Consider the following 19,454-nt stretch of genomic DNA (forward strand, 5'->3'; position numbering starts at 1 on the left):
CCGGGGGGCCTGAGCGCCGGAAGGGCCCCGGGGGTGCCGCTCACCGGTCGGGCAGCCAGGCGACGCGGCGCAGGCGCCGGCTCCTGGACGTGCGGAACGGGGCGGGGGCATGCACTTTATCTACCATGGCTCCCCCTGCCATTGTTTCTGGTGAATGCCGCTCGCCGGGGTTACAAGCAAGGGTGGCGTGGCCAGGAAAAAGTTCATCGCCATCGCGGGCAACATCGGAGCCGGAAAGACGGAGCTCACGTCCTTCCTGTGCCGGAAGTACGGCCTCACGCCGTCCTTCGAGCCCAATGACCAGAACCCCTATCTCGCGGATTTCTACAAGGACATGAAGACGTGGGCGTTTCGCTCACAGCTCTTCTTCCTGACGCACAAGTTCCGACTGCACCGGGAACTGGAGCGCACGCCGGGCACCGTGCTCCAGGACCGGACCCTGTACGAAGACGCGGAGATCTTCGCCAAGAACCTCCACCGGCAGCGGCTCATCGACAAGCGGGACTGGTCCACCTACTGGGAGCTGTACCAGACCATCTCCCAGTCGCTCCGGCCGCCCGACCTGATGATCTACCTGCGCTGCCCGGTAATCACCTTGAAGGAGCGCATCCGCCTGCGCGGGCGGACCATGGAGAAGGACATCCCGACCGCCTACCTGAAGCGCCTCAACGCCCTCTACGAAGAGTGGTTCGAGGGCTATTCGCTGTCACCGGTGCTGGTGCTGGGGACGGACAAGCTGGACTACCTCACCAACCTGGTGGACCGCGTGGACCTCTTCCGACAGATAGAGAAGCACCTGTGAAGGAGGTCTACGTCCTGGCCACCGAGCAGTCCGTGCCGCCAGCCCTGGACGCGCTGCGCGCGGCGTTCGCGACGGACGAGGTGGAGTTCGTGCCGCACGAGGGCGACTGGGGCTTCACCGTGCGGGCGGACGGCTCGGAGGTGAAGGTGGTGCTCAAGCCCCTGAGCGACGGCCGTCCTCGCGTCCCGCAGGAGCTGTTCAGCGGCAGCCCGGAGGCCTTCGCGCGCGTGGAGAAGTCCCAGGCCTGCTACGCGTTCCTCCTGGAGCCGGGAGGCGCGCAGCCCACGCTGCCCGTCTTCGAGGCGCTGTGGACCGTGCGCACGCTGATGGAGCAGGCGCCGGGCGTGCTCGTGGACCTGACGGCGTTCAAGCTGCACGAGCCCGAGGACGTGGTCGAGATCACCGAGCTGGACTTCGACATCCGCGACCACGTGCACCTGCACGCCATCGAACTGGCGGAAGGGGACACGCCGCTGTGGGTGCACTCGCACGGGATGGAGAAATTCGGCGCGCGCGACGTGGAGATCTTCCACCTGGGCGAGGGCGACCTGCTGGCCGCGGAGAGCTTCCTCCACGAGCTGTGCACGGACCTGGCGTTCGCGCAGGGGCCGGCGCTGCGCTCGGAGGTGGCCACCAGCGAGGGCCAGAGCTTCACCCTGGTGCCGTCGGAGGAGGCCCGTGCGAACCTGCTGGGCGTGCCGCTGGATGCCTTCGATGGCCACGAGGGGCTGTTCCTCACGGTGGTGTCGCCCTTGGGCCGGCACAACACGGCGGAGCTCCTGTCGACGTACCGGGAGCGCTTCGCCAAGGAGCCGGCCGAGCAGACCCAGGCCATGCACGAGGAGGCGCAGGCGCTGTTGCCCGCGTTCCTGGCGCGCTTCCAGCGCAAGGGGTTGATGGAGCCCCTCACGTTCCTGGTTCGGGCCCCCTTCGAGACGCATCCGGAGGGCGAGGTGGTGGTGGAGAACCTGTGGCTGGAGGCGGTGGCCCGGGACGAGGGCTCCGTCGTGGGCCGGCTGGTGGATGGCGCGGTGCACACCACGGAGTGGCGCAAGGGAGCCCACGTGGAGGTGGAGGAGAAGCAGATCAACGCCCTGGCCATCGCCCGGGAAGGCCGCGCGCTCAACGAGTCCGAACTGCGCGCTCTTTTGAACGCCGAACGTCCCATGTAGCGCTGCGCGTCCAACCCGACGCGTCTTGCGAGTGCCCCGAGGGGCGCTGCTAGGCTCCCCGTCCGCATGCCGGCATTGCTGCTGCTCACGGGCCCCTCGGCGGGGCGCCGGTACGAGGTTGTCTCCCAGCTGACCCTCGGCCGCAGTCCCTCCTGCGACATCCCGCTGGAAGACGACCAGGTGTCGCGCCGCCACGCGCAGCTGTTCCTGGACACCGTCGCGGGACAGGTGCGGCTGCGCGACCTGGGCTCCACCAACGGCACGTTGCTCAATGGACAGCGGCTGGCGCTCCAGGAAGAGGCGGTGCTGCGGCCGGGTGACCGGATGCGCGTGGGCGCCACCATCGCGGTGTACGAGCCGCCGCCGGTGTCCATCGTCGACGAGCCCTCCGGCGTGGTCGCTCAGGAGCCGGCGCACGTACCCATCGAGGAGGTGCTGCCGCACGTGGGCGCGGCCGCGGCGATGTACTCGGCGGGGACGGCGCTGCTGGGGGCCACCAGCGAGGCCATGGTGCTGCGGCGGCTGTCGGAGGAGATGGCGCACGCGCTCAACGCGGACCGCGCCGCGGCGCTGCTGAGCGGGCCGGAGGGGCTTCGCACGGCGGCGGTGTCCGGCGCGGCATCCGTGGAGGTGCCTCGCGCGCTGGTGCAGGCGGCGCTGGAGCGCAAGGAATTGGGGCGCACGGACACGGCGCTGTGCTCGCCGCTGGTGGCTTCGGGCGGGATGCCCTTTGGCGTGCTGTACGTGGAGCGCGAGGAGTCGCCGTTCACCGAGGGCGAGGGCCAACTGCTCGCGTCACTGGGGCGGCTGGGCGGTGAGGCCTATACGGCGGTGCGCTCTCGCGGTGAGGCGGAGGCCGCGGAGACGCCGTGGGTGACGCCGTTGGGGAACTCGCGGGCGTTCCGGGGCGTGGTGGAGGAGGCTCGGCGGGCGGCGGGCAGTGCCGCCCCGGTGGTGCTGCATGGCGAGCCGGGCACGGGCAAGGCGCTGCTGGCGCACTTCCTCCATGGAAAGTCCCCGCGTGCGCTGGGGCCGTGGGTGACGGTGGAGTGCCGGCAGTCCCTGGAGGCGGTGGAGGTGGCGCTCTTCGGCCGAGCAGGTGCGCCCGGCCAGCCTCCGGTGACCTCCGCGGTGCTTCGCGCGGACGCGGGCACGCTGCTCCTGCGCCATGTGGAGGCGCTGCCCCGTCCAGCGGCGGAGCGGCTGGCGCGGATGCTGGCCCGGCGCGCGGCTCCGGCTCGGCAGGGCGGAGAGGAGCCCGTGGACGTGCGCGTCGTCGCCACCAGTGGCTCGCCGGTGTCGCGGCTCGCGTCCCGGGGAGAGTTCGACGCGGCGCTGGCCCGGGGGCTTACGGGCTTCGAGATGGAGGTCCCGCCCCTTCGCGAGCGGCGGGGGGACGTGCCGGTGCTGCTGGAGCACTTCGCGCTGCGCGGGGCCCGGCAGGGCGGGCGGGAGGCGCCAGTGCTGGGACCCGAGGCCCGGCGCCTGCTGGCGGAGTATCCGTGGCCGCAGAACGTGCGCGAGCTGGAGTTGGTCGCGGAGCGGCTGGGACGCGTGTATGCGGCGGGCCACGTGGGCATTCCGCAGCTGCCTCCAGAGGTGCGCGAGGGCGCGGTGGGGCAGGCGCCTCGCACGTTGCAGGAGCAGGTGGCTCGTCTGGAGCGCGACGCCATCGCGGAGGCGCTTCGCGAGTCCGGCTGGAAGAAGGTCCGCGCGGCCGAGTTGCTGGGCATCAGCCGGCCCACGCTCGACCGGAAGATGGAGGAGTACGGGCTGACGCTCGAGCGGGGGACTCGCGGCTGAGCGCGGTCAGGCCTTGGTGACGGCGCTGTCCTTGCGGCGGCTGATCAACACGCCTGTGAGGATGAGCGCCGCGCCGAGCATCTGGAACAGGGTGGGGCGTTCACCGCGGACGGCCCAGGCGGTGAGGGCGGCGACCACGGGGATGCCGGTGCCGTAGAGCGTCGTGCGGTTGGTACCCACCTGCTGCACGCTGCGGAACCACACGAAGTACGCGAGCACCAGCGGCACCAGCGCCGAGTACACGAGCGCCACCCAGCCCGCGGCACTCACGCGCGACGCGTCCATCGCGACGACCTGGGACGCACCGGCCAGCACGACCCCCGGGGCTCCCGTGAGCATGGTGATGGCGGTGACGCGCAGCGCGGAGATGCCTTCTCCCACGGCGCGTGTGCCCACCGTGTAGATGGACCAGCACAGCGAGCTGCCGACAATCAGCGCGTCACCTGTCCATGTCTCCGCGCCCAGGTTCGGGCCTCGCGCGCCAACGACGAGCAGCGTGCCCACCACCGCGAGCGAGAGCCCCGCGACGACCGGGCGCCGCAGCCGTTCGATGCCCAGCGCCGCGCCAAGCGCCGCCGTCACCACCGGGCTCACCGCCGTGAGCATGCCGCTGTTGGCCGCAGTGGTCCGCGAGAGTCCTTCGATGAAGCACAGTTGGTACAGCGTGTTGCCCACGAACCCCAGCGCGGTGAGCCGCAGGAACGTCTTCCACGGCATCGGCTTGTGGCCTTCCACCGCCAGCAGCACGAGCCCCATCGCGAGCGCGGCGAGTCCGAAGCGCAGCGACATGAAGGCCCGCGCCGGCATGCCCTCCAGCGCGTCTTTCACCAGGGTGTAGTTCGTCCCCCAGACGACCACGACGGCGATCATCGCCAGGTCGGAGGCGGAGAGGAGACGGGCAGGCGCTGCGACCGCGGGCGACGAGGTGCTCACGGCGGCGGGGCATAGGGCGGAGCGAGTCCGGATGCAACCGACGGGGCTGCAACGAACACGCGGGCCCGCGCCGCTTCCCTGTCAGGTGACACGCACGCGCGGTGCTCCGGGCCGGGTGTGGCGATGTCACGCCGACGTTTCCCCACGCCCGTGCTTGTCCGGCCGCCCGGGCCATGGCGTAAATGCCCGCCCATGGACTTCCGCTATTCAGACGAGGTGCGGCGCGCGAAGGACTCCGGGCAGCCGCTGGTGGCGCTGGAGACGAGCGTCGTCGCGCAGGGCCTGCCGTATCCCGACAACCTGGCTGCCGCTCGCGCGTGCGAGGAGGCCATCCGCCGCGCCGGCGCCGTGCCCGCGCCCATCGCGCTCGTGGACGGTGAGGTGTGGATTGGCCTGGAGGACGCCACGCTGCGCCGCCTGGCCGAGGGCAAGGAGAAGCTCCTCAAGGTGGGCTCGCGCGACCTGGCCGTGGCGGTGGCCACCCGGGCCAGCGGCGGCACCACCGTGAGCGCCACGTGCGAGCTGGCCGCGGCGGCGGGCATCCGCGTCTTCTCCACCGGCGGCATCGGCGGCGTGCACCGGGGCGCTTCCGAGCACTGGGACATCTCGCAGGACATCGCGGCCTTGTCTCGCTACCCCGTCGCCGTGGTGTGCGCGGGGGCCAAGTCCGTGTTGGACCTGCCCAAGACGATGGAGCTGTTGGAGACCGCGGGCGTGCCCGTCATCGGCGTGGGCACGAACGAGCTGCCGTCCTTCTACAGCCGGGAGTCCGGCCTCTCCCTGGAGCATCGCGCGGACGACGCGGAGGCCGCCGCGCGCATCGCCCACGCGCGCTTCGAGATGCTGGGGCAGGGTGGCGTGCTCTACACCGTACCGCCTCCGGTGGAGGCCGCGCTGCCTCGCAACGACGTGGAGCTGCACATCGCGTCGGCGCTGGCGGATGCGGACCGGCAGGGCGTGCGCGGCAAGGCCGTGACGCCGTTCCTCCTGGGCGAGATGGCGAAGCGCACCGGGGGCAAGACCCTCAAGACGAACCTGGCGCTCCTGGAGAACAACGCGCGCTTCGCGGGGGCGCTGGCCGTGGCCTACGCCCGTCTCGCGAAGCGCTGAACGTCGCGCGGAATCAGGCCGTGCGGTGCTGGAACCAGGACATCAGGTCTTCCAGCGCCGCGCGGTCCACGTCGTCGAAGGTGTTCTTGTGCTCGGAGTCGATGTCGAGCACGGCGAGCAGCTCGCGGTTGCGCCCGTACACCGGCACCACGATCTCCGACGCGGAGCGGCCGTCACAGGTGATGTGGCCCGGGAAGGCGTGCACGTCCGCCACCACCACCGTCTCGCCCTTCGCCGCGGACGTGCCGCACACGCCCTTGCCGAAGGTGATCTCCAGGCACCCGAGCGTTCCCTGGTAGGGGCCCACGCGCAGCAGCTTCCCGGGCGTCACCACCCGGTAGAAGCCGGTCCACAGGTGGCCGAAGGCGTTGTGCAGCAGGCAGCTCATCGTCGCCATCGCGCAGATGTCGTCATCCACGCCTTCGAGGATGGCGAGCGCGTGGGTTTTCAGCTCTGCGTATGCCTCTGCCTTGGGCTGACCGCGCAGATCCAGGGTGACTTCGGCCATGATGGGGTCCTCTGTCAGGAATTCAGTCTCGCCCCTTCTAACAACCCTCGTGCCGGCTGGCACTGGAGGTCGTGTGGAACCGCTCGTCCTGGATTCGAAAACCCGCCTTCTCGTGCTCACCGGTGCTGGAGTCTCCGCGGAGAGCGGGGTGCCCACCTTCCGGGGCATGAACGGGCTGTGGGAGAACCACCCCGTGGAGGCGGTGGCGTCCCCGCAGGGCTTCGAGGCGAACCCCGCGCTCGTCTGGCGTTTCTACTCGCAGCGCCGGACGGGGGCGGCGGACGTGAAGCCCAACCCGGGCCACGACGCGCTGGTGCGCTGGGAGCAGCACCTGGGTGACCGCTTCCTCCTGGCCACGCAGAACGTGGACGGCCTGCACACCAAGGCGGGCAGCCAGCGCGTGGTGGACATGCACGGCAATCTCTTCCGCACGAAGTGCGCGGACTGCCAGCGTGCACCCTTCGCCGACACCTCCGTTCACCCGTCGGGCACGGTGCCGAAGTGCGACGGCTGCGGAGGCCGGCTGCGGCCGGACATCGTCTGGTTCGGGGAGATGCTGGACCCCAAGGACCTGGCGCGCATTGGCGAGTTCATCACGCGCAACGACGGCACGCGGCTGGTGTTCCTGGCCGCGGGCACGTCCGGTGCGGTGTGGCCCGCGGCGGGCATCGTGGACGAGGTGCGCTCCGTGCGCGGGGACACGTGGCTCGTGAACTACGAGTCCGCCGCGAACACGGAGCGCTTCCACCACTTCGTCCAGGGACAGAGCGGACAGGTGCTGCCCACCCTGGCGAAGCTCGCCTGAGGGCCTGGGCTTACGGTCCCCGGAGGACCGTGAGCCCCTTGTCGGTGAGGACGAGCAGCATGCTCGGCGTCACGGTGGGTTCGTAGACCATCTGCAGCACGCGCTGGCCGGACACATCCCGCACCTGGGCCAGCGTGGTGCCATCCGCTTCCAGCCGCCAGAGGCCGGCGCCGTCCGTGCCGATGTAGAGCGCGCCGTCGTCCGTTGCCTTGAGCGAGCGGATGCGGTTGGACGGCAGCCCCGCGAGCTTGGACCAGCTTCCCGTCGAACGGTTCTTGGGCGTCATCGCCCAGACGCCGTACTGCTCGCTGCCCAGGTAGTAGCGGCCCGAGCGAACCTGTTCGAAGGCGCGCCAGTAGTCGTCGGTGGTCTGACCGTTGAGCGCGTCGTTGTAGCTCTTGAACGACCAGGGCGTGGGGCCTTCCCAGGTCTGCTCGCGGTCCCAGTCCTCCAGCTTGGGGCTGGGCACGAGCACGCCGACCATCTGCTCGTTGGCGACGAGCACGTCACCGTTCTGCCCGATGCCCAGGCCGTGCATGTACGGGCACTGCAGCGAGCCCCATTCCGAGCCGTCCTCGAAGAGGTACCAGCCCGGGTGGCGGTGGCTGTTGTAGATGAGCCCCTGGACGCGCGTCACGCCGTGGTTTGTGGTGATGTAGAGGTCGCCACGGTCGCGGCCGCGAGTCACGCGAGCGCAGTTGAGGACGGAGCGGTCCTCCTCGTAGTGGAAGTCATTGGTGTTGTGGATGCCCGCCTCTCGGCCCGCGTTCGACGCGCCGGTGGTGCGCCAGAGGTGCTCCTCGAGTTTGACGCTGCCGTCAGTCTGGAGGCGGACCGCGTCGAGGTCTCCCTTCCGGTACTCGGCGAACCGTTCGGCGGAGTAGCCCGCCTCGCCCCTCCAGGGGATGTACGTGCGCTGCTCGATGCCCTCGGCGCGCTTCATCTCGTTGGCGGAGTAGCCCACGTACGCGCGTCCGGCTTCACCGCCGCAGATGACGGTGGCGCCAGTCGCGAGTGAGTCCGGGCCGAACGGCTCCGCCGCCTGCCCGACGTTGGAACTCCACGTGGGCTGGGTGTCGCCCGGGCGCAGGACACCAATGCGGCGGCCGTCCAGGAGCCAGAGGTTGAGCCCTTCATCAACGCCGACGCTCTGGGGAGTGCCGGCGCCGAACGAGCGTGTGTAGTCGAGCACCGTGTCCGTGGGCCACGGCCCTGCGTCGGGCGTCTCGCCGGTGCCTGCATCGGGATCCGGCGGCGTCCCCGCGTCGGGCGTCTCGCCGGCATCGGGTGTCCCGCCATCTTCATCCGGAGGGGGCGTGCCGGCGTCCGGAAGGGAACCCGGAGGGGGGAGCGAGGGAACTTCGTTTCCATCGGACGGATCCGTGACGGGCCCCTCCTGCGGATCGATTGTCGGGGATTGGTCGCTGCAACCCACCGACAACAAAGACATGAACACCAACCCCGCCCCCACCACGCCTGCGCGAATACCCATTCCGTGTCTTCCTCCATGAGGGCTTCATGGCAAGACACGGGCCAACGTGTTTCGCGTCAGGCTCGTTCAATTCCTCGCGTCAACGCGGCGCGTGCGCGGCCGGTCCGGCGTGCCATCCGCTTCCCATTGCCCACGGATCCTCGCCATGTCCCAGGAACGCTTCACGACCAGCCGCGAGGTGTATCACCGGATCCGGTGGGACTCGCGGCATGACGCCCGCGAGTTCGTCGTTGGTTACGACGCTCACCGCGGCGCGCTGGAGGAGATGCCCTTCGAGGCGTTCATCCCCGACGGTGAGATTCCGTGGCACCGCGTCTGGTACTTCAAGCGCGGGACCCTGGTGGTGTGGGACCGCAAGGCGCGCATTGATCTCCTGAGCAACGCCCGTCCCTCGGAAGAGACCTCGCCACCCCAGCCCGTCACGGTGCCGGGGTTCACGCCCTTGCCCGCATGGCGGTACGACGCGCGCTCTGGATCGTGGACCCAGGCCTCTCGTGAGCCGGGCCACGCTCTTCCCACCTCGGCGCTGCTCACCGTCGCCACCTTCAACGTCCTCTTCGACCTGTACGACGCGCAGTTGCTGGCGACCGAGCGCAGGACCCCGGCGGCGCTCGCGCTGCTCCGTGAGACCCACGCGGACGTCATCGCGCTCCAGGAAGTCACCCCGTCGTTCCTCAAGGCCCTGCTCTCTGACCCCTGGGTGCGCGAACACTTCTGGATGTCTGACGGTCCCGGCGCGCAGACCGTGACGCCCTACGGACAGGTGCTCCTGTCGCGTGTGCCGATCGCCTCCTTGTGGCAGCGCGTCTTCTCCCGCGACAAGCGCATCATCGCCGCCGAACTGCACCTGTCGGGCGGCACGCTGTGGGTGGCCACTCCGCACCTGACGAGCGACCGGGATGCGTCCGGAGCCTCCGCGCGCGCCGGCCAGGTCGAGACCCTCCTCGAATGGGCCCGCGTGCTCGGCTCCACGAGCGAGACCGAGGCCCCGGACCTGGTGTTGGCCGGTGACTTCAACTTTGGCGACGGCGCGCCAGAAGCAGAGTCCTTCGCGCGCGCCGGCTTCGTGGATGCGTGGCCCTCGCTGAGACCTTCGGAAGCGGGGGAGACGTTCAACCCCCGGCTGAACAGCCTGGCGGCAGTCACGACCGTCTCGGGAATGCTGCGGCGATTGGACCGGGTGCTGGTGGCGTCTGCTTCAGGCCGACTCGCTCCTGAGTCCGTGGAACTCTTCGGCGAAGCGCCCCTGGTGGGACCTCCCGGGCCTGGCGGACAGGCCCTCTTCGTTTCGGATCACTTCGGGCTGCGCTGCGTCCTTCGCCGTGAGGCGATCGAATCTCGCGAGGCGCACTCCTCGCGCTCCTCCACGGCGCTGGTCCATCACACGGCCCTGGTGCTCATCCCTCCTGACGACGTCTGGGGCCCCATCCAGGCGCTGCGCAAGAAGCACGACGCGAAGTTCCAGCGGTGGATGCCTCACATCACGCTGCTGTATCCCTTCGTTCCGGAAGAGGACTTCGAGACGGCGGAAGCAATCCTCTTGGATGCCCTCCAGGGCGTCGAACCCTTCGAGGTGACGCTCTCCACGTTCGGCCACTTCGAGCACCGCGCCAACGCGACAGCGTGGCTTCGCCCCGACGACCAGCCCTCCGCCGCGCTGGCGGCCCTGCACGCGAAGCTCGTGGCGGCCCTTCCCGAATGCGCCTCGTCCGCTCACGGTGGCTTCACGCCCCATCTCTCCGTGGGACAGCTTCCGCTCTCCGCGGGCATCGTCCGAACGCTCGGCGAGTGGCAGCGCGCATGGCGGCCGCTGAAGTTCCGCGTGGGCGAGCTCTGCCTCATCCGGAGGAAGGGTGACACGCCCTTCGAGGTCATCCGGCGCATTCCCCTGGCACAGGGGCCCCGCGCAATCCCGGAGCACGAAGACGCTCCGCTGCGCGATGCACTGGCCTCCATCGGCGCCGCCGAGTCACACGAAGGACACACCGCCAGGACCGCGGCGGTGGAGCAACTGCGTCAGCATTGCGAACGGATCGGCGCCACGCTGCACCCGTATGGCTCCTATCTCCTGGGCACGGATGGCGCGGGCAGTGACGTGGACGCGGTCGCCATCGGACCGTCGAGCCTGTCTCGCGACGCCTTCGCGCAATCACTGCTCCAGGAACTGGCACCGGGCACGGCCCGCTACGTAGCGGACGCCGCCATCCCGCTGGTGAAGCTGTCCCTCTTGGGCGTGAGCTTCGATCTGGCCTATGCGAGCCGTCCAGAGGGCGTTCCCCCGGAAGACCCCCTGACGCTGATCGAGCAGCACGGCGAGCGGCTCGACCCCGCGGGCCTCCGTGCCGTGTTGGGCCTGGCGGATACGTTGGGCCTGATGGACGCCGTTGCCCGTGACGCCGCACGGACCGCGCGGTTCCGGACCCTGATGCGCGCGGTGAAGGCCTGGGCCCGGGCCCGGGGCATCTACTCGCACGCGCTGGGCTACCTCGGCGGGTTGTCGTGGACGTTGCTCGCGGCCTGGGCCTGCACCCGCGCGACTCCGGATGCCATGCGGTCCGACGCGGCGCTGCTCGCGCACTTCTTCGGCACCTTCGCCTCCTGGCCTTGGCCTCAGCCCGTGACGCTCACTCCCGAAACCGCGCGCTACCGGCCCGAAGGCAAGCGCGACCTCCTGCCCGTCATCGCCCCCGCGCTTCCGGCTCGAAACACCGCGCGCAATGTGTCGCGGTCCACCTACCGCGTCATCCGGGAGGAACTGCTCCGTGCTCGCGAGCTCGTGGCCAAGGCCCGGGCCTCACGCACGCCTTCCGCCTGGGCGGCGCTCTTCCAGCCCCTGAGCGCCAACGAGGTTCCACCCGTCGCGTTGCGCCTGTCCGTCGACGCGCCCACCGCCGAGGACCGGGAGGTCGTCGCGGGGTGGATCCTCGGACACGTCACGGCCCTGGTGTATCGGCTGGAAGGAGACCGCCGTCTCACCGTACGCCCGCTGCAACCCGCGCAGGCCACAGGAGCGCTGCTCATCGGTCTGGAGGTGCGTGAAGCACGGGACGCGGCTGCGTTGTCCTGGCACCCGTCCAGTCCGCTGTTCGCGGCCGTGGAGGCCTTCCGCGCGTCGTTCCATGAATGGACGCACCGCCCATCCGGCGCGGTGCTCCAGGTCGAATGGGTACGTGGCAATGACAGCGCACGGAGCGACACTCCCGCTCCGTGACGCGTGTCACCCGCGTTACTTCTGCCCCGCGAGCCACGAGCCCCAGCGCACGATCTTCGTGCCGCCCTCGGGCTCGTTCTTGCCGCCCAGCACCACGCGCTCAGTGGTGTTGGCGAGCGGCTGGAAGCGCGCTTCATACGGCAGGCCCGCGAGCCCCGGCGCCCACGGGTCGGCCGCGTAGGTCTCGGAGAAGGCTCGCTGGGTGCCTTCGACATCCTCGTTGCTCTGCTTGATGAGCGCGGGCACGTCGTGGCCCTCAGCGCTGAACGTGCCCCGGGTGCCGTTGGCTGCGGCGGCGGGCGGCCAGTCCTCCGTGAAGACCACCTCCGAGGGGATGCCCATCAACAGCTCCTCCAGGGGCTCCGGCTCGGCCTGGGAGAAGTCGGAGCAGGGGGCGGCATTGGCGTCGACGGGGCCTTCGGTGCGCAGGAGGTAGCCGCGCTCCGCGGTGAAGCACACGCGATGCACGCCGGGGCCAGGACCCACGTCCACGTATCGCTCGTAGTACGCGCCCGGGCCCAGGGGCCTCTCCAGCGCGGGCACTGGAGCGCTGGCATCGGCCGAGCCCTCACGGACCTCTTTGAGCTTCAGCTGGTATCCGCCCGGCACGCGGAAGCCGGCGGACTCCGTGCTCCCTTCAATCAGGCCACGGGCGAGGTACAGCGGGCCCGGCGCATTGGCATACACGCGCGTGCGCAGGGGACCATCGAAGGAGCGCTGGTCGGTGACGTAGCGCACGGCCTCCCAGTTGCGTCCCGCGCTGGAGGCGACCTCCGCGGTGGCAGTGCCTCCGTGCGGCACGTCGAGCGCGCGTGTCATGTCCGCGCGCACGGGGATGAGCAGATCCTTCGCCAGCTTCGCCTGGGGCAGGGGCTTGCCGCTCTCATCGCTGTAGGTCGCGCGCACCCAGACCCAGGGTTGCTGCACGGCCACCACTTCCAGCGTCAGTTGTCCCTGGACCGTGCGCGCGGCGCCGCCACCGCGCGGCTCGGGACCCCGCGTCGCACTGAAGGAATAGGTGACGCGGTCTCCCACGCGTGCTCGCGCCCAGGCCTCGGCGGCCTGCACGGACGCCGTGTTGTCGGCTCGCGTGTCGGATGCGGAAGGGCCGCTCGACTTCGTGCTCTCGCAGCCGGGGAGGAACGACAGGGCCGCACCCAAAAGCGCGGCAAGGGGAAGGGAAGGGCGCATGGTCATGGGGACGGGAAATACCGGGAGTGGATTCAATTCGCAGCTATCGCACGTTCAGTGAGGATTTCCGGAATAGTGGGAGTAAATGCGACCCTGGGGAGGGTGACTGATTAGAAGACACCCCTGTCCGAAAATCAGTGAATCCCAGGGTGACGAGTAAAAACTCTGTCACAACAGCCACTTGGAGTTCAAAGCGTCACGTAACGTTACGCTCACATTCTTGGAAGCTGGAGTGCTGGCGCTCCAAGCAATTCAACAAAACCGGGTTATTCCCTCTGGAGCACGGCTGGCCCGGCAGTTGCTCAGTGGCTGGGCAAGCTGTCCGCGGCTGACGGGAAGGTCAGGCGGCAGCGGATCTCCCCCGAACCAGAGGAACGACGAATGTTCAAGAAGGCGGCAGTCCTCGTGGCGAGCTGTGGTGCGATGCTGTCTGGCTGCGGTACCGACCTGGAGACCGAGAACCAGGAGATCATCTCCAACCTGGTCGAGGCCGGTTTCCCCGCGGACGACATCATGGTCGCCGAGGGTCAGGTGTACGTGGGCCGTGACGCGCACGTCACCCTGGAGGCTTCCCGCGAGATGCTCCAGCCGGCGAGCAAGGAAACCCAGGAGCAGTACCGCACGACGAACGTCGTCAGCTCCTCCAAGACGAAGATCTGCATCAACCCCACGTCTACGTTCAACAGCTACACCCGCCTGAGCCAGGGCCTGGATCTCGCGATCCAGAACTACAACCAGCGCGGCCTGAGCTTCACGATGGCGCGTGGCCCCACCACGGGCTGCAGCGCGAACATCACCGCGACGGTGACCTCCGGCGCCGGCGGCTCCGCGGGCTTCCCGTCGGGCGGCAACCCCTACGGCACCATCAACATCGGCACCAGCCTGAACACCTACAGCGTGGACGTGAACGAGCACGTCATCACGCACGAGCTCGGCCACTGCGTCGGCTTCCGTCACTCGGACTACTACAACCGCGCCATCAGCTGCGGCGGCGCCGCCAGCAACGAGGGCACGGCGGGCGTGGGCGCCATCCTCATCACCGGCACCCCGAGCACCGCGACGGTCGGCGGCTCCATCATGAACTCCTGCTTCCGCTCGACGGAGACGGGCGAGTGGACCAGCTCCGACATCACGGCGCTGAACGCCATCTACTAAGCAATGGCGTTGCGACCCCTTGAGTCCTTCATGAGTCCGAGGGGTCGCATCCTCGCGGGCACCTTCATCCTCCTGGGCCTTACGGCCTGTGGAAAGGAAGAGGTGCCCGCGGATTCCCATCCGGTGGTGTGTGAGAGCCCCGCGGCGTCGCGGGTGCGCCAGCCTCCGGAGGTTCGCGGCCAGACGCAGTGTGGCCCGACCGAGAACTTCACTCCCATCAACAGCTACCAGGGCGAGTTCGCGGACGTCGCACAGACGGTCGAGGACGCGGTCGTCCTGATTGACGGGCGCTGCACCGGAACACTGATTGAAGCGAGCGCGGGTCCCGTGGTGGTGACGGCGGGACATTGTGCCTCTCTCGGTGACCGGCCGCTGCTCGTCTTCAACTTCGAAGAGCAAGCCGACGGAGACCCGCTCATCACCGAGGGCACCGTCATCGAGCAGTCGCTCGAACCCGACTACGCGCTCATCCAACTGGACGTGATTCCCCAGGTGACGCCGGTCCTGCTCTCAGCCGTTCCCAGCGAGCGGTTGGCCATCATCCAGCATCCCCGGGGCAAGCCCAAGGTCATCGCCGAAGGCGACTACCTGGATGCCTGCGACTCGCTGGTCTACTACGTGGACCTGGACACCCTGGTCGGAAGCTCCGGCGCGGGCGTGCTCAACCGTCAGGGCCACCTGGTGGGCGTCCACACCGACGGCGATTGCGACGCGACCGGCCGTGGCGCCAACCGGGGTTGGACGATGGAAGCGATTGTCGCTGCGTCTCCGTATCTGGTGGACGCCGACATCGTCGCGCGCTGAAGCCAGACCGAGGGGAGACGACCATGTTCAAGAGAGCGGCAGTGCTCGTGGTGGGCTGTGGTGCGTTGCTGTCCGGCTGTGGGACCGACCTGGGGCCAGAGCACCAGGAGACCATCTCCAACCTGATCGAGGCGGGGTTCCAGGCCCGCGACATCAAGGTCGTGGACGAGTCCGTCTACGTGGGCGGCGACGCGGAGGTGAGCGTCGAGGCGTCCCGCGAGATGCTCCAGTCCGGTGGGGACAGCGAGGAGCAGTACCGGACGACGAACGTCATCAACAAGGCGGTCGTGAGGAAGATCTGCATCAACCCCACGTCCGCGTTCAACGCCTACAGCCGCCTCAGCCAGGGCCTGGACCTGGCCATCCAGAACTACAACGCCCTGGGCCTCTGCTTCACGATGGTGCGGGGCCCGACCACCGGCTGCAACGCGAACATCACCGCGGCGACCGCGGCGGGCATGGTCTACAGCTCGGGCTACCCCTCCGGTGGCCTTCCCTACGGGACCATCAACATCGGCACGGGGTGGAACACCTCGCCGCTCGACACGGTCGAGCACATCATCACCCACGAGCTGGGGCACGCGGTCGGCATGCGCCACTCGGACTACTACTCCCAGGTCATCAGCTGCGGCACGGGCGGCAGCGAGGGCACGGCGGGCGTGGGCGCCATCCTCATCCCCGGCACGCCCTCCACGTCCTACGTGAACGGGTCCATCTTCAACGCCTGCCTCCCGGCGAACCCGACCGGTGAGTTCACCAGCACGGACATCACCGCGCTGAGCTACCTCTACCGCTGCTGAGTCTGGCGAGAGTCCGACGCGCGACCAGGCTCAGTCCGCCTGCGTCGCGCGCTTGGGCGTGAGCTGCGCTTCGAGCGTCCGCGCCCAGTGGGCCAACACCTTGCGGCGCCGGGCCGTGTCGTCGTGGAGCAGGTTCGCCAACGCCAGTCCGCGGAGGAGGTCCAGCGTCGCACGCACGGCGTCGCGGACGTCGCGGTCGCGCTCGTCGAGTCCCAGCAGTTCGACGGTGAGCCGGTGCACCTCACGGCCGACGTGCGTCTCCAGCGGCAGCAGGATGGCCTTCAGCTCTTCATCCGCCACGGCCGCCACCCAGAGATGCGTCGCGGCGGTGAAGAGCGGGCCGGCGTAGACGTCGTGGAGCAGGTTCAGCAGCGGCTCGACGCGCCGCCGGCTCTCCGGCAGGCCCTTCGCGCGCCGCACCAGCTCTTCGACCTGCTGGCGGAAGACGTGCTCGACGGCGGCCGTGACCAGGGCCGCGCGCGTCGGGAAGTGGTGCTGGCAAGCGCCGCGTGACACTCCCGCGCGCTCCGCGATGGCGCCCATGGTCGCCCCCGCCCAGCCCTTCTCCACCAGCACTTCGATGGCGGCCGTCATCAGCTTCTGCCGCGTCACCCGGCTGCGCTCCTGCTCCTGCCGTGTCGTTCCGCTCGCCGTGCCGCTCATGCGGCCACAGTGTTGCGACGGGAAGAAAAAAGCAATCGTGATTGCTTTATTTGGAGGTGGGGGACAGACTCGCCGCTCCCTGGTTCTGGAGGTGCGATGGACGCGCGTTCGCTGCGTATCGGCAATGCATCCGGCTTCTACGGCGACCGCTTCTCCGCGTTCCGCGAGATGCTGGAGGGCGGTCCGCTGGACGTCCTCACCGGCGACTACCTGGCGGAGCTGACCATGCTCATCCTGGGGCGCGACCGGCTGAAGAACCCGTCCAGCGGGTACGCGAAGACGTTCCTGCGCCAGTTGGAGGAGACGCTCGGCCTCGCGGTGGAGCGCAAGGTCCGCATCGTCGCCAACGCCGGTGGCCTCAACCCGGAGGGGCTTGCGAACGACCTGCGCTCCCTCGCCACGAAGCTCGGGTTGACCGTCAGTGTCGCGCACGTCGAAGGCGATGACCTCGTCGGACGCGCGGACGAGCTGGGCTTCGAACAGCCCCTCACCGCGAATGCGTACCTCGGTGGCTGGGGCATCGCCGCGTGCCTGGACGCAGGCGCGGACATCGTCGTCACGGGGCGCGTGACGGACGCATCGCTGGTCGTCGGTCCCGCTGCTGCTCACTTCGGCTGGAAGCGCGACGACTGGGACCGCCTCGCGGGCGCCATGGTCGCGGGCCACGTCCTGGAGTGCGGAGCCCAGGCGACCGGCGGCAACTTCGCGCGCTTCGGTGAAATCGACGCGCGCCGGCCCGGCTTCCCGCTCGCGGAGATCTTCGCGGACGGGTCCAGCATCATCACCAAGCATCCGTACACCGGTGGCGCCGTCACCGTCGACACCGTGAAGGCCCAGCTCGTCTATGAGATTGGCGGTGCTCGCTACGCAGGCCCGGACGCGACGGCGCGCTTCGACACCATCGTGGTGGACGCCGACGGCACGGACCGGGTGCGCCTGTCAGGCGTGCGCGGCGAGCCGCCTCCTCCGGACGTGAAGGTGTGCCTGAACCGGCTCGGCGGCTTCCGCAGCGAGGCCCAGTTCATGCTCGTCGGCCTCGACATCGAGGAGAAGGCCGCGCTCGTGCGCGCGCAGCTCGACGCGACGCTCGAGCCCCGGCCCGCCGAAGTCCTCTACACGCTCGCTCGCACCGACCACGCCGACGCTCCGAGCGAGGAGCAGGCGTCAGCGACGCTGCGGGTCACCGTGAAGGATGCCGACCCCAAGGTCGCCGGCCGTGCCTTCAGCGGCGCCGTGGTGGAGCTCGCCCTGTCCAGCTACCCCGGCTTCTTCCTCCCCTCTCTGCCCGGTGATGCTTCGCCCTTCGGCGTCTACACCCCGGCCTATGTGGATGCGCGCAAGGTGCCGCACGTCGCGGTGCTCCCGGATGGGCGGCGCATCGACGTGCTGCCGACGGAGGAGACTCGGGGGCTCGAAGCGGTCCCCGCGCCGTCGCTGCCCGCGCCGCTGCTGGCGGGCCCCACCCGGCGTGTGCCGCTCGGCCAGGTGGCCCTGGCGCGCAGCGGAGACAAGGGTGGGGACGCGAACATCGGCGTCTGGGTCCGCACCGACGAGGCCTGGAGCTGGCTGGTGCACACGCTCACGGAGGAGCAGCTGCGCACGCTGCTTCCGGAGGCGCGCGAGCTGAAGGTCCAGCGCCACGTGCTCCCGAACCTGCGCGCCCTGAACTTCGTCGTCGAGGGCCTGCTCGGCGAAGGCGTCTCGTCGTCCACCCGTTTCGATCAACAGGCCAAGGCGCTCGGCGAGTGGCTGCGCTCGCGCCATGTCGACGTCCCTGAATCGCTTCTGTAGCGCCTTCGCCCGCGCCCGAGCCCACCGAGGAAGCCCATGCAGCAGACCCAGGAACACCGCGCCATCCGTCAGACCGTCCGCAAGTTCGTGGAACAGGAGCTGAACCCGCACATTGACGCCTGGGAGGCGGCGGAGATCTTCCCGGCGCGGGAGGTCTTCAAGAAGCTGGGCGAGCTCGGGCTGCTCGGCATCACCAAGCCCACGGAGTTCGGAGGGCTGGGGCTGGACGCGTCGTTCTCCGTCGCCTTCGCGGAGGAGCTGGGCCACTGCACCTGCGGCGCGCTGCCCATGGCCATCGGCGTCGTGACCGACATGGCGACTCCCGCGCTCGCACGCTTCGGCAGTGATGCGCTACGACGGGAGTTCCTGGCGCCCACGCTGACGGGCGAGCGCGTCTGCTCCATCGCGGTGAGCGAGCCCGGCGCCGGCTCTGATGTGGCGAGCGTGACGACCACGGCGCGCCGCGATGGCGACGACTACGTCATCGACGGCAGCAAGATGTGGATCACCAACGGGATGCAGGCGGACTGGGTCTGCCTGCTCGCCAACACGGGTGACGGGCCCGCGCACGCGAACAAGTCGCTCATCATCGTGCCCATGGACAGCCCCGGCATCACGCGGTCGAAGATCCGCAAGCTCGGCATGTGGGCGTCAGACACGGCGCAGCTCTTCTTCGACGGCGTGCGCGTTCCGGCGCGCTTCCGCATTGGCGACGAGGGGCGCGGCTTCGCGATGCAGATGCAGCAGTTCCAAGAGGAGCGGCTGTTCGTGTCGGCGAGCACGCTGGTCACCTTCGACCGGATCATCGCGCAGACGGCGGAGTACACGCGCCAGCGCAAGGCCTTTGGCCAGTCCATCCTCGACAACCAGAGCGTGCACTTCCGGCTCGCTGAGTTGCAGACAGAGGTGGAGTCGCTTCGGGCGCTCATCTACCGGACCGTCGCCATGTACATCGAGAACAAGGACGACCCGGAGGTCGTGAAGCTCGCCTCGATGTGCAAGCTCAAGTCGGGCCGGCTTGCTCGCGAGCTCGTCGATGGCTGCCTCCAGTACTGGGGCGGCATGGGCTTCACCTGGGACAACCCCGTTGCCCGTGCGTACCGGGACCTGCGTCTGGGGTCCATCGGCGGCGGCGCCGACGAGGTGATGCTCGGAATCATCAGCAAGGCCATGGGAACGCTGCCCCGCAAGGCGCGCGGCTGAGGAGCAATACG

16 protein-coding genes are annotated in these 19,454 nt (G+C 69.4%); 11 read left to right on the forward strand and 5 right to left on the reverse strand.

The features are described from left to right. Positions 1–187: 187 nt before the first annotated feature. The 3 genes from D7Y04_RS11505 to D7Y04_RS11515 all read left to right on the forward strand — a co-directional run bounded on the left by D7Y04_RS11505 (position 188) and on the right by D7Y04_RS11515 (position 3,777). Positions 188–802, forward strand: a complete 615-nt coding sequence (locus tag D7Y04_RS11505; RefSeq protein WP_120567141.1) for a deoxynucleoside kinase — start codon at positions 188–190, stop codon at positions 800–802. After that, entirely contained in the window at positions 799–1,974 is a 1,176-nt protein-coding gene (locus tag D7Y04_RS11510; RefSeq protein WP_121759349.1) for a DUF2314 domain-containing protein, read from the forward strand. Before D7Y04_RS11505 ends, D7Y04_RS11510 begins: the two co-directional genes overlap by 4 nt. 66 nt (positions 1,975–2,040) lie before the next feature. Beyond that, positions 2,041–3,777: an FHA domain-containing protein gene (locus D7Y04_RS11515; protein WP_121759350.1), complete on the forward strand. Its 1,737-nt coding sequence runs from the start codon at positions 2,041–2,043 to the stop codon at positions 3,775–3,777. Positions 3,778–3,783: 6 nt separating this feature from the next. Here D7Y04_RS11515 and D7Y04_RS11520 read toward each other — a convergent pair whose 3' ends face one another. Further along, positions 3,784–4,710, reverse strand: a complete 927-nt coding sequence (locus tag D7Y04_RS11520; RefSeq protein ID WP_120593997.1) for a DMT family transporter — start codon at positions 4,708–4,710, stop codon at positions 3,784–3,786. 192 nt (positions 4,711–4,902) lie between these two features. On the opposite strand from D7Y04_RS11520, the gene D7Y04_RS11525 reads away from it, so the two are divergent. Further along, positions 4,903–5,820, forward strand: coding sequence for a pseudouridine-5'-phosphate glycosidase (locus D7Y04_RS11525; RefSeq protein ID WP_120593996.1), 918 nt, complete (start codon positions 4,903–4,905; stop codon positions 5,818–5,820). A gap of 13 nt (positions 5,821–5,833) precedes the next feature. On the opposite strand, the gene D7Y04_RS11530 is transcribed toward D7Y04_RS11525, so the two are convergent. Next, complete coding sequence (locus D7Y04_RS11530) at positions 5,834–6,328, reverse strand: GAF domain-containing protein (protein WP_120593995.1); 495 nt, start codon at positions 6,326–6,328, stop codon at positions 5,834–5,836. 73 nt (positions 6,329–6,401) lie between these two features. Between D7Y04_RS11530 and D7Y04_RS11535 the strand changes: the two genes are divergently transcribed. After that, complete coding sequence (locus D7Y04_RS11535; RefSeq protein ID WP_120574772.1) at positions 6,402–7,133, forward strand: NAD-dependent deacylase; 732 nt, start codon at positions 6,402–6,404, stop codon at positions 7,131–7,133. A gap of 10 nt (positions 7,134–7,143) precedes the next feature. Here D7Y04_RS11535 and D7Y04_RS11540 read toward each other — a convergent pair whose 3' ends face one another. Then, positions 7,144–8,625 carry a two-component regulator propeller domain-containing protein gene (locus D7Y04_RS11540; RefSeq protein ID WP_121759351.1) on the reverse strand — a complete coding sequence of 494 codons (1,482 nt, stop codon included), beginning with the start codon at positions 8,623–8,625 and terminating at the stop codon, positions 7,144–7,146. 145 nt (positions 8,626–8,770) lie between these two features. On the opposite strand from D7Y04_RS11540, the gene D7Y04_RS11545 reads away from it, so the two are divergent. Next, positions 8,771–11,836: a poly(A) polymerase gene (locus tag D7Y04_RS11545; RefSeq protein ID WP_120593991.1), complete on the forward strand. Its 3,066-nt coding sequence runs from the start codon at positions 8,771–8,773 to the stop codon at positions 11,834–11,836. Positions 11,837–11,851: 15 nt separating this feature from the next. Here the strand turns inward: D7Y04_RS11545 and D7Y04_RS11550 are convergent, their stop codons facing one another. Next, complete coding sequence (locus D7Y04_RS11550) at positions 11,852–13,033, reverse strand: DUF6068 family protein (RefSeq protein ID WP_120593990.1); 1,182 nt, start codon at positions 13,031–13,033, stop codon at positions 11,852–11,854. A gap of 375 nt (positions 13,034–13,408) precedes the next feature. Between D7Y04_RS11550 and D7Y04_RS11555 the strand changes: the two genes are divergently transcribed. From D7Y04_RS11555 to D7Y04_RS11565, 3 genes are read left to right on the forward strand one after another with little or no spacing between them, the layout of a single operon-like run. After that, positions 13,409–14,182, forward strand: a complete 774-nt coding sequence (locus tag D7Y04_RS11555) for a zinc-dependent metalloprotease (protein ID WP_120593989.1) — start codon at positions 13,409–13,411, stop codon at positions 14,180–14,182. A gap of 3 nt (positions 14,183–14,185) precedes the next feature. After that, a complete protein-coding gene (locus tag D7Y04_RS11560) occupies positions 14,186–14,986 on the forward strand; it encodes a serine protease (protein WP_121759352.1) in 801 nt (266 codons plus the stop codon). A gap of 23 nt (positions 14,987–15,009) precedes the next feature. Next, complete coding sequence (locus D7Y04_RS11565; protein WP_120593987.1) at positions 15,010–15,786, forward strand: zinc-dependent metalloprotease; 777 nt, start codon at positions 15,010–15,012, stop codon at positions 15,784–15,786. Between the two features lie 30 nt (positions 15,787–15,816). On the opposite strand, the gene D7Y04_RS11570 is transcribed toward D7Y04_RS11565, so the two are convergent. Then, complete coding sequence (locus D7Y04_RS11570) at positions 15,817–16,449, reverse strand: TetR/AcrR family transcriptional regulator (protein ID WP_120593986.1); 633 nt, start codon at positions 16,447–16,449, stop codon at positions 15,817–15,819. A 96-nt stretch (positions 16,450–16,545) separates the two neighbouring features. Between D7Y04_RS11570 and D7Y04_RS11575 the strand changes: the two genes are divergently transcribed. After that, positions 16,546–18,240, forward strand: a complete 1,695-nt coding sequence (locus D7Y04_RS11575) for an acyclic terpene utilization AtuA family protein (RefSeq protein ID WP_121759353.1) — start codon at positions 16,546–16,548, stop codon at positions 18,238–18,240. 36 nt (positions 18,241–18,276) lie between these two features. Beyond that, entirely contained in the window at positions 18,277–19,443 is a 1,167-nt protein-coding gene (locus D7Y04_RS11580; RefSeq protein ID WP_121759354.1) for an acyl-CoA dehydrogenase family protein, read from the forward strand. Positions 19,444–19,454: the final 11 nt, after the last annotated feature.

Origin of the sequence: Corallococcus sp. AB038B (assembly GCF_003668955.1) — a bacterium.
Lineage (GTDB): Bacteria > Myxococcota > Myxococcia > Myxococcales > Myxococcaceae > Corallococcus > Corallococcus exiguus.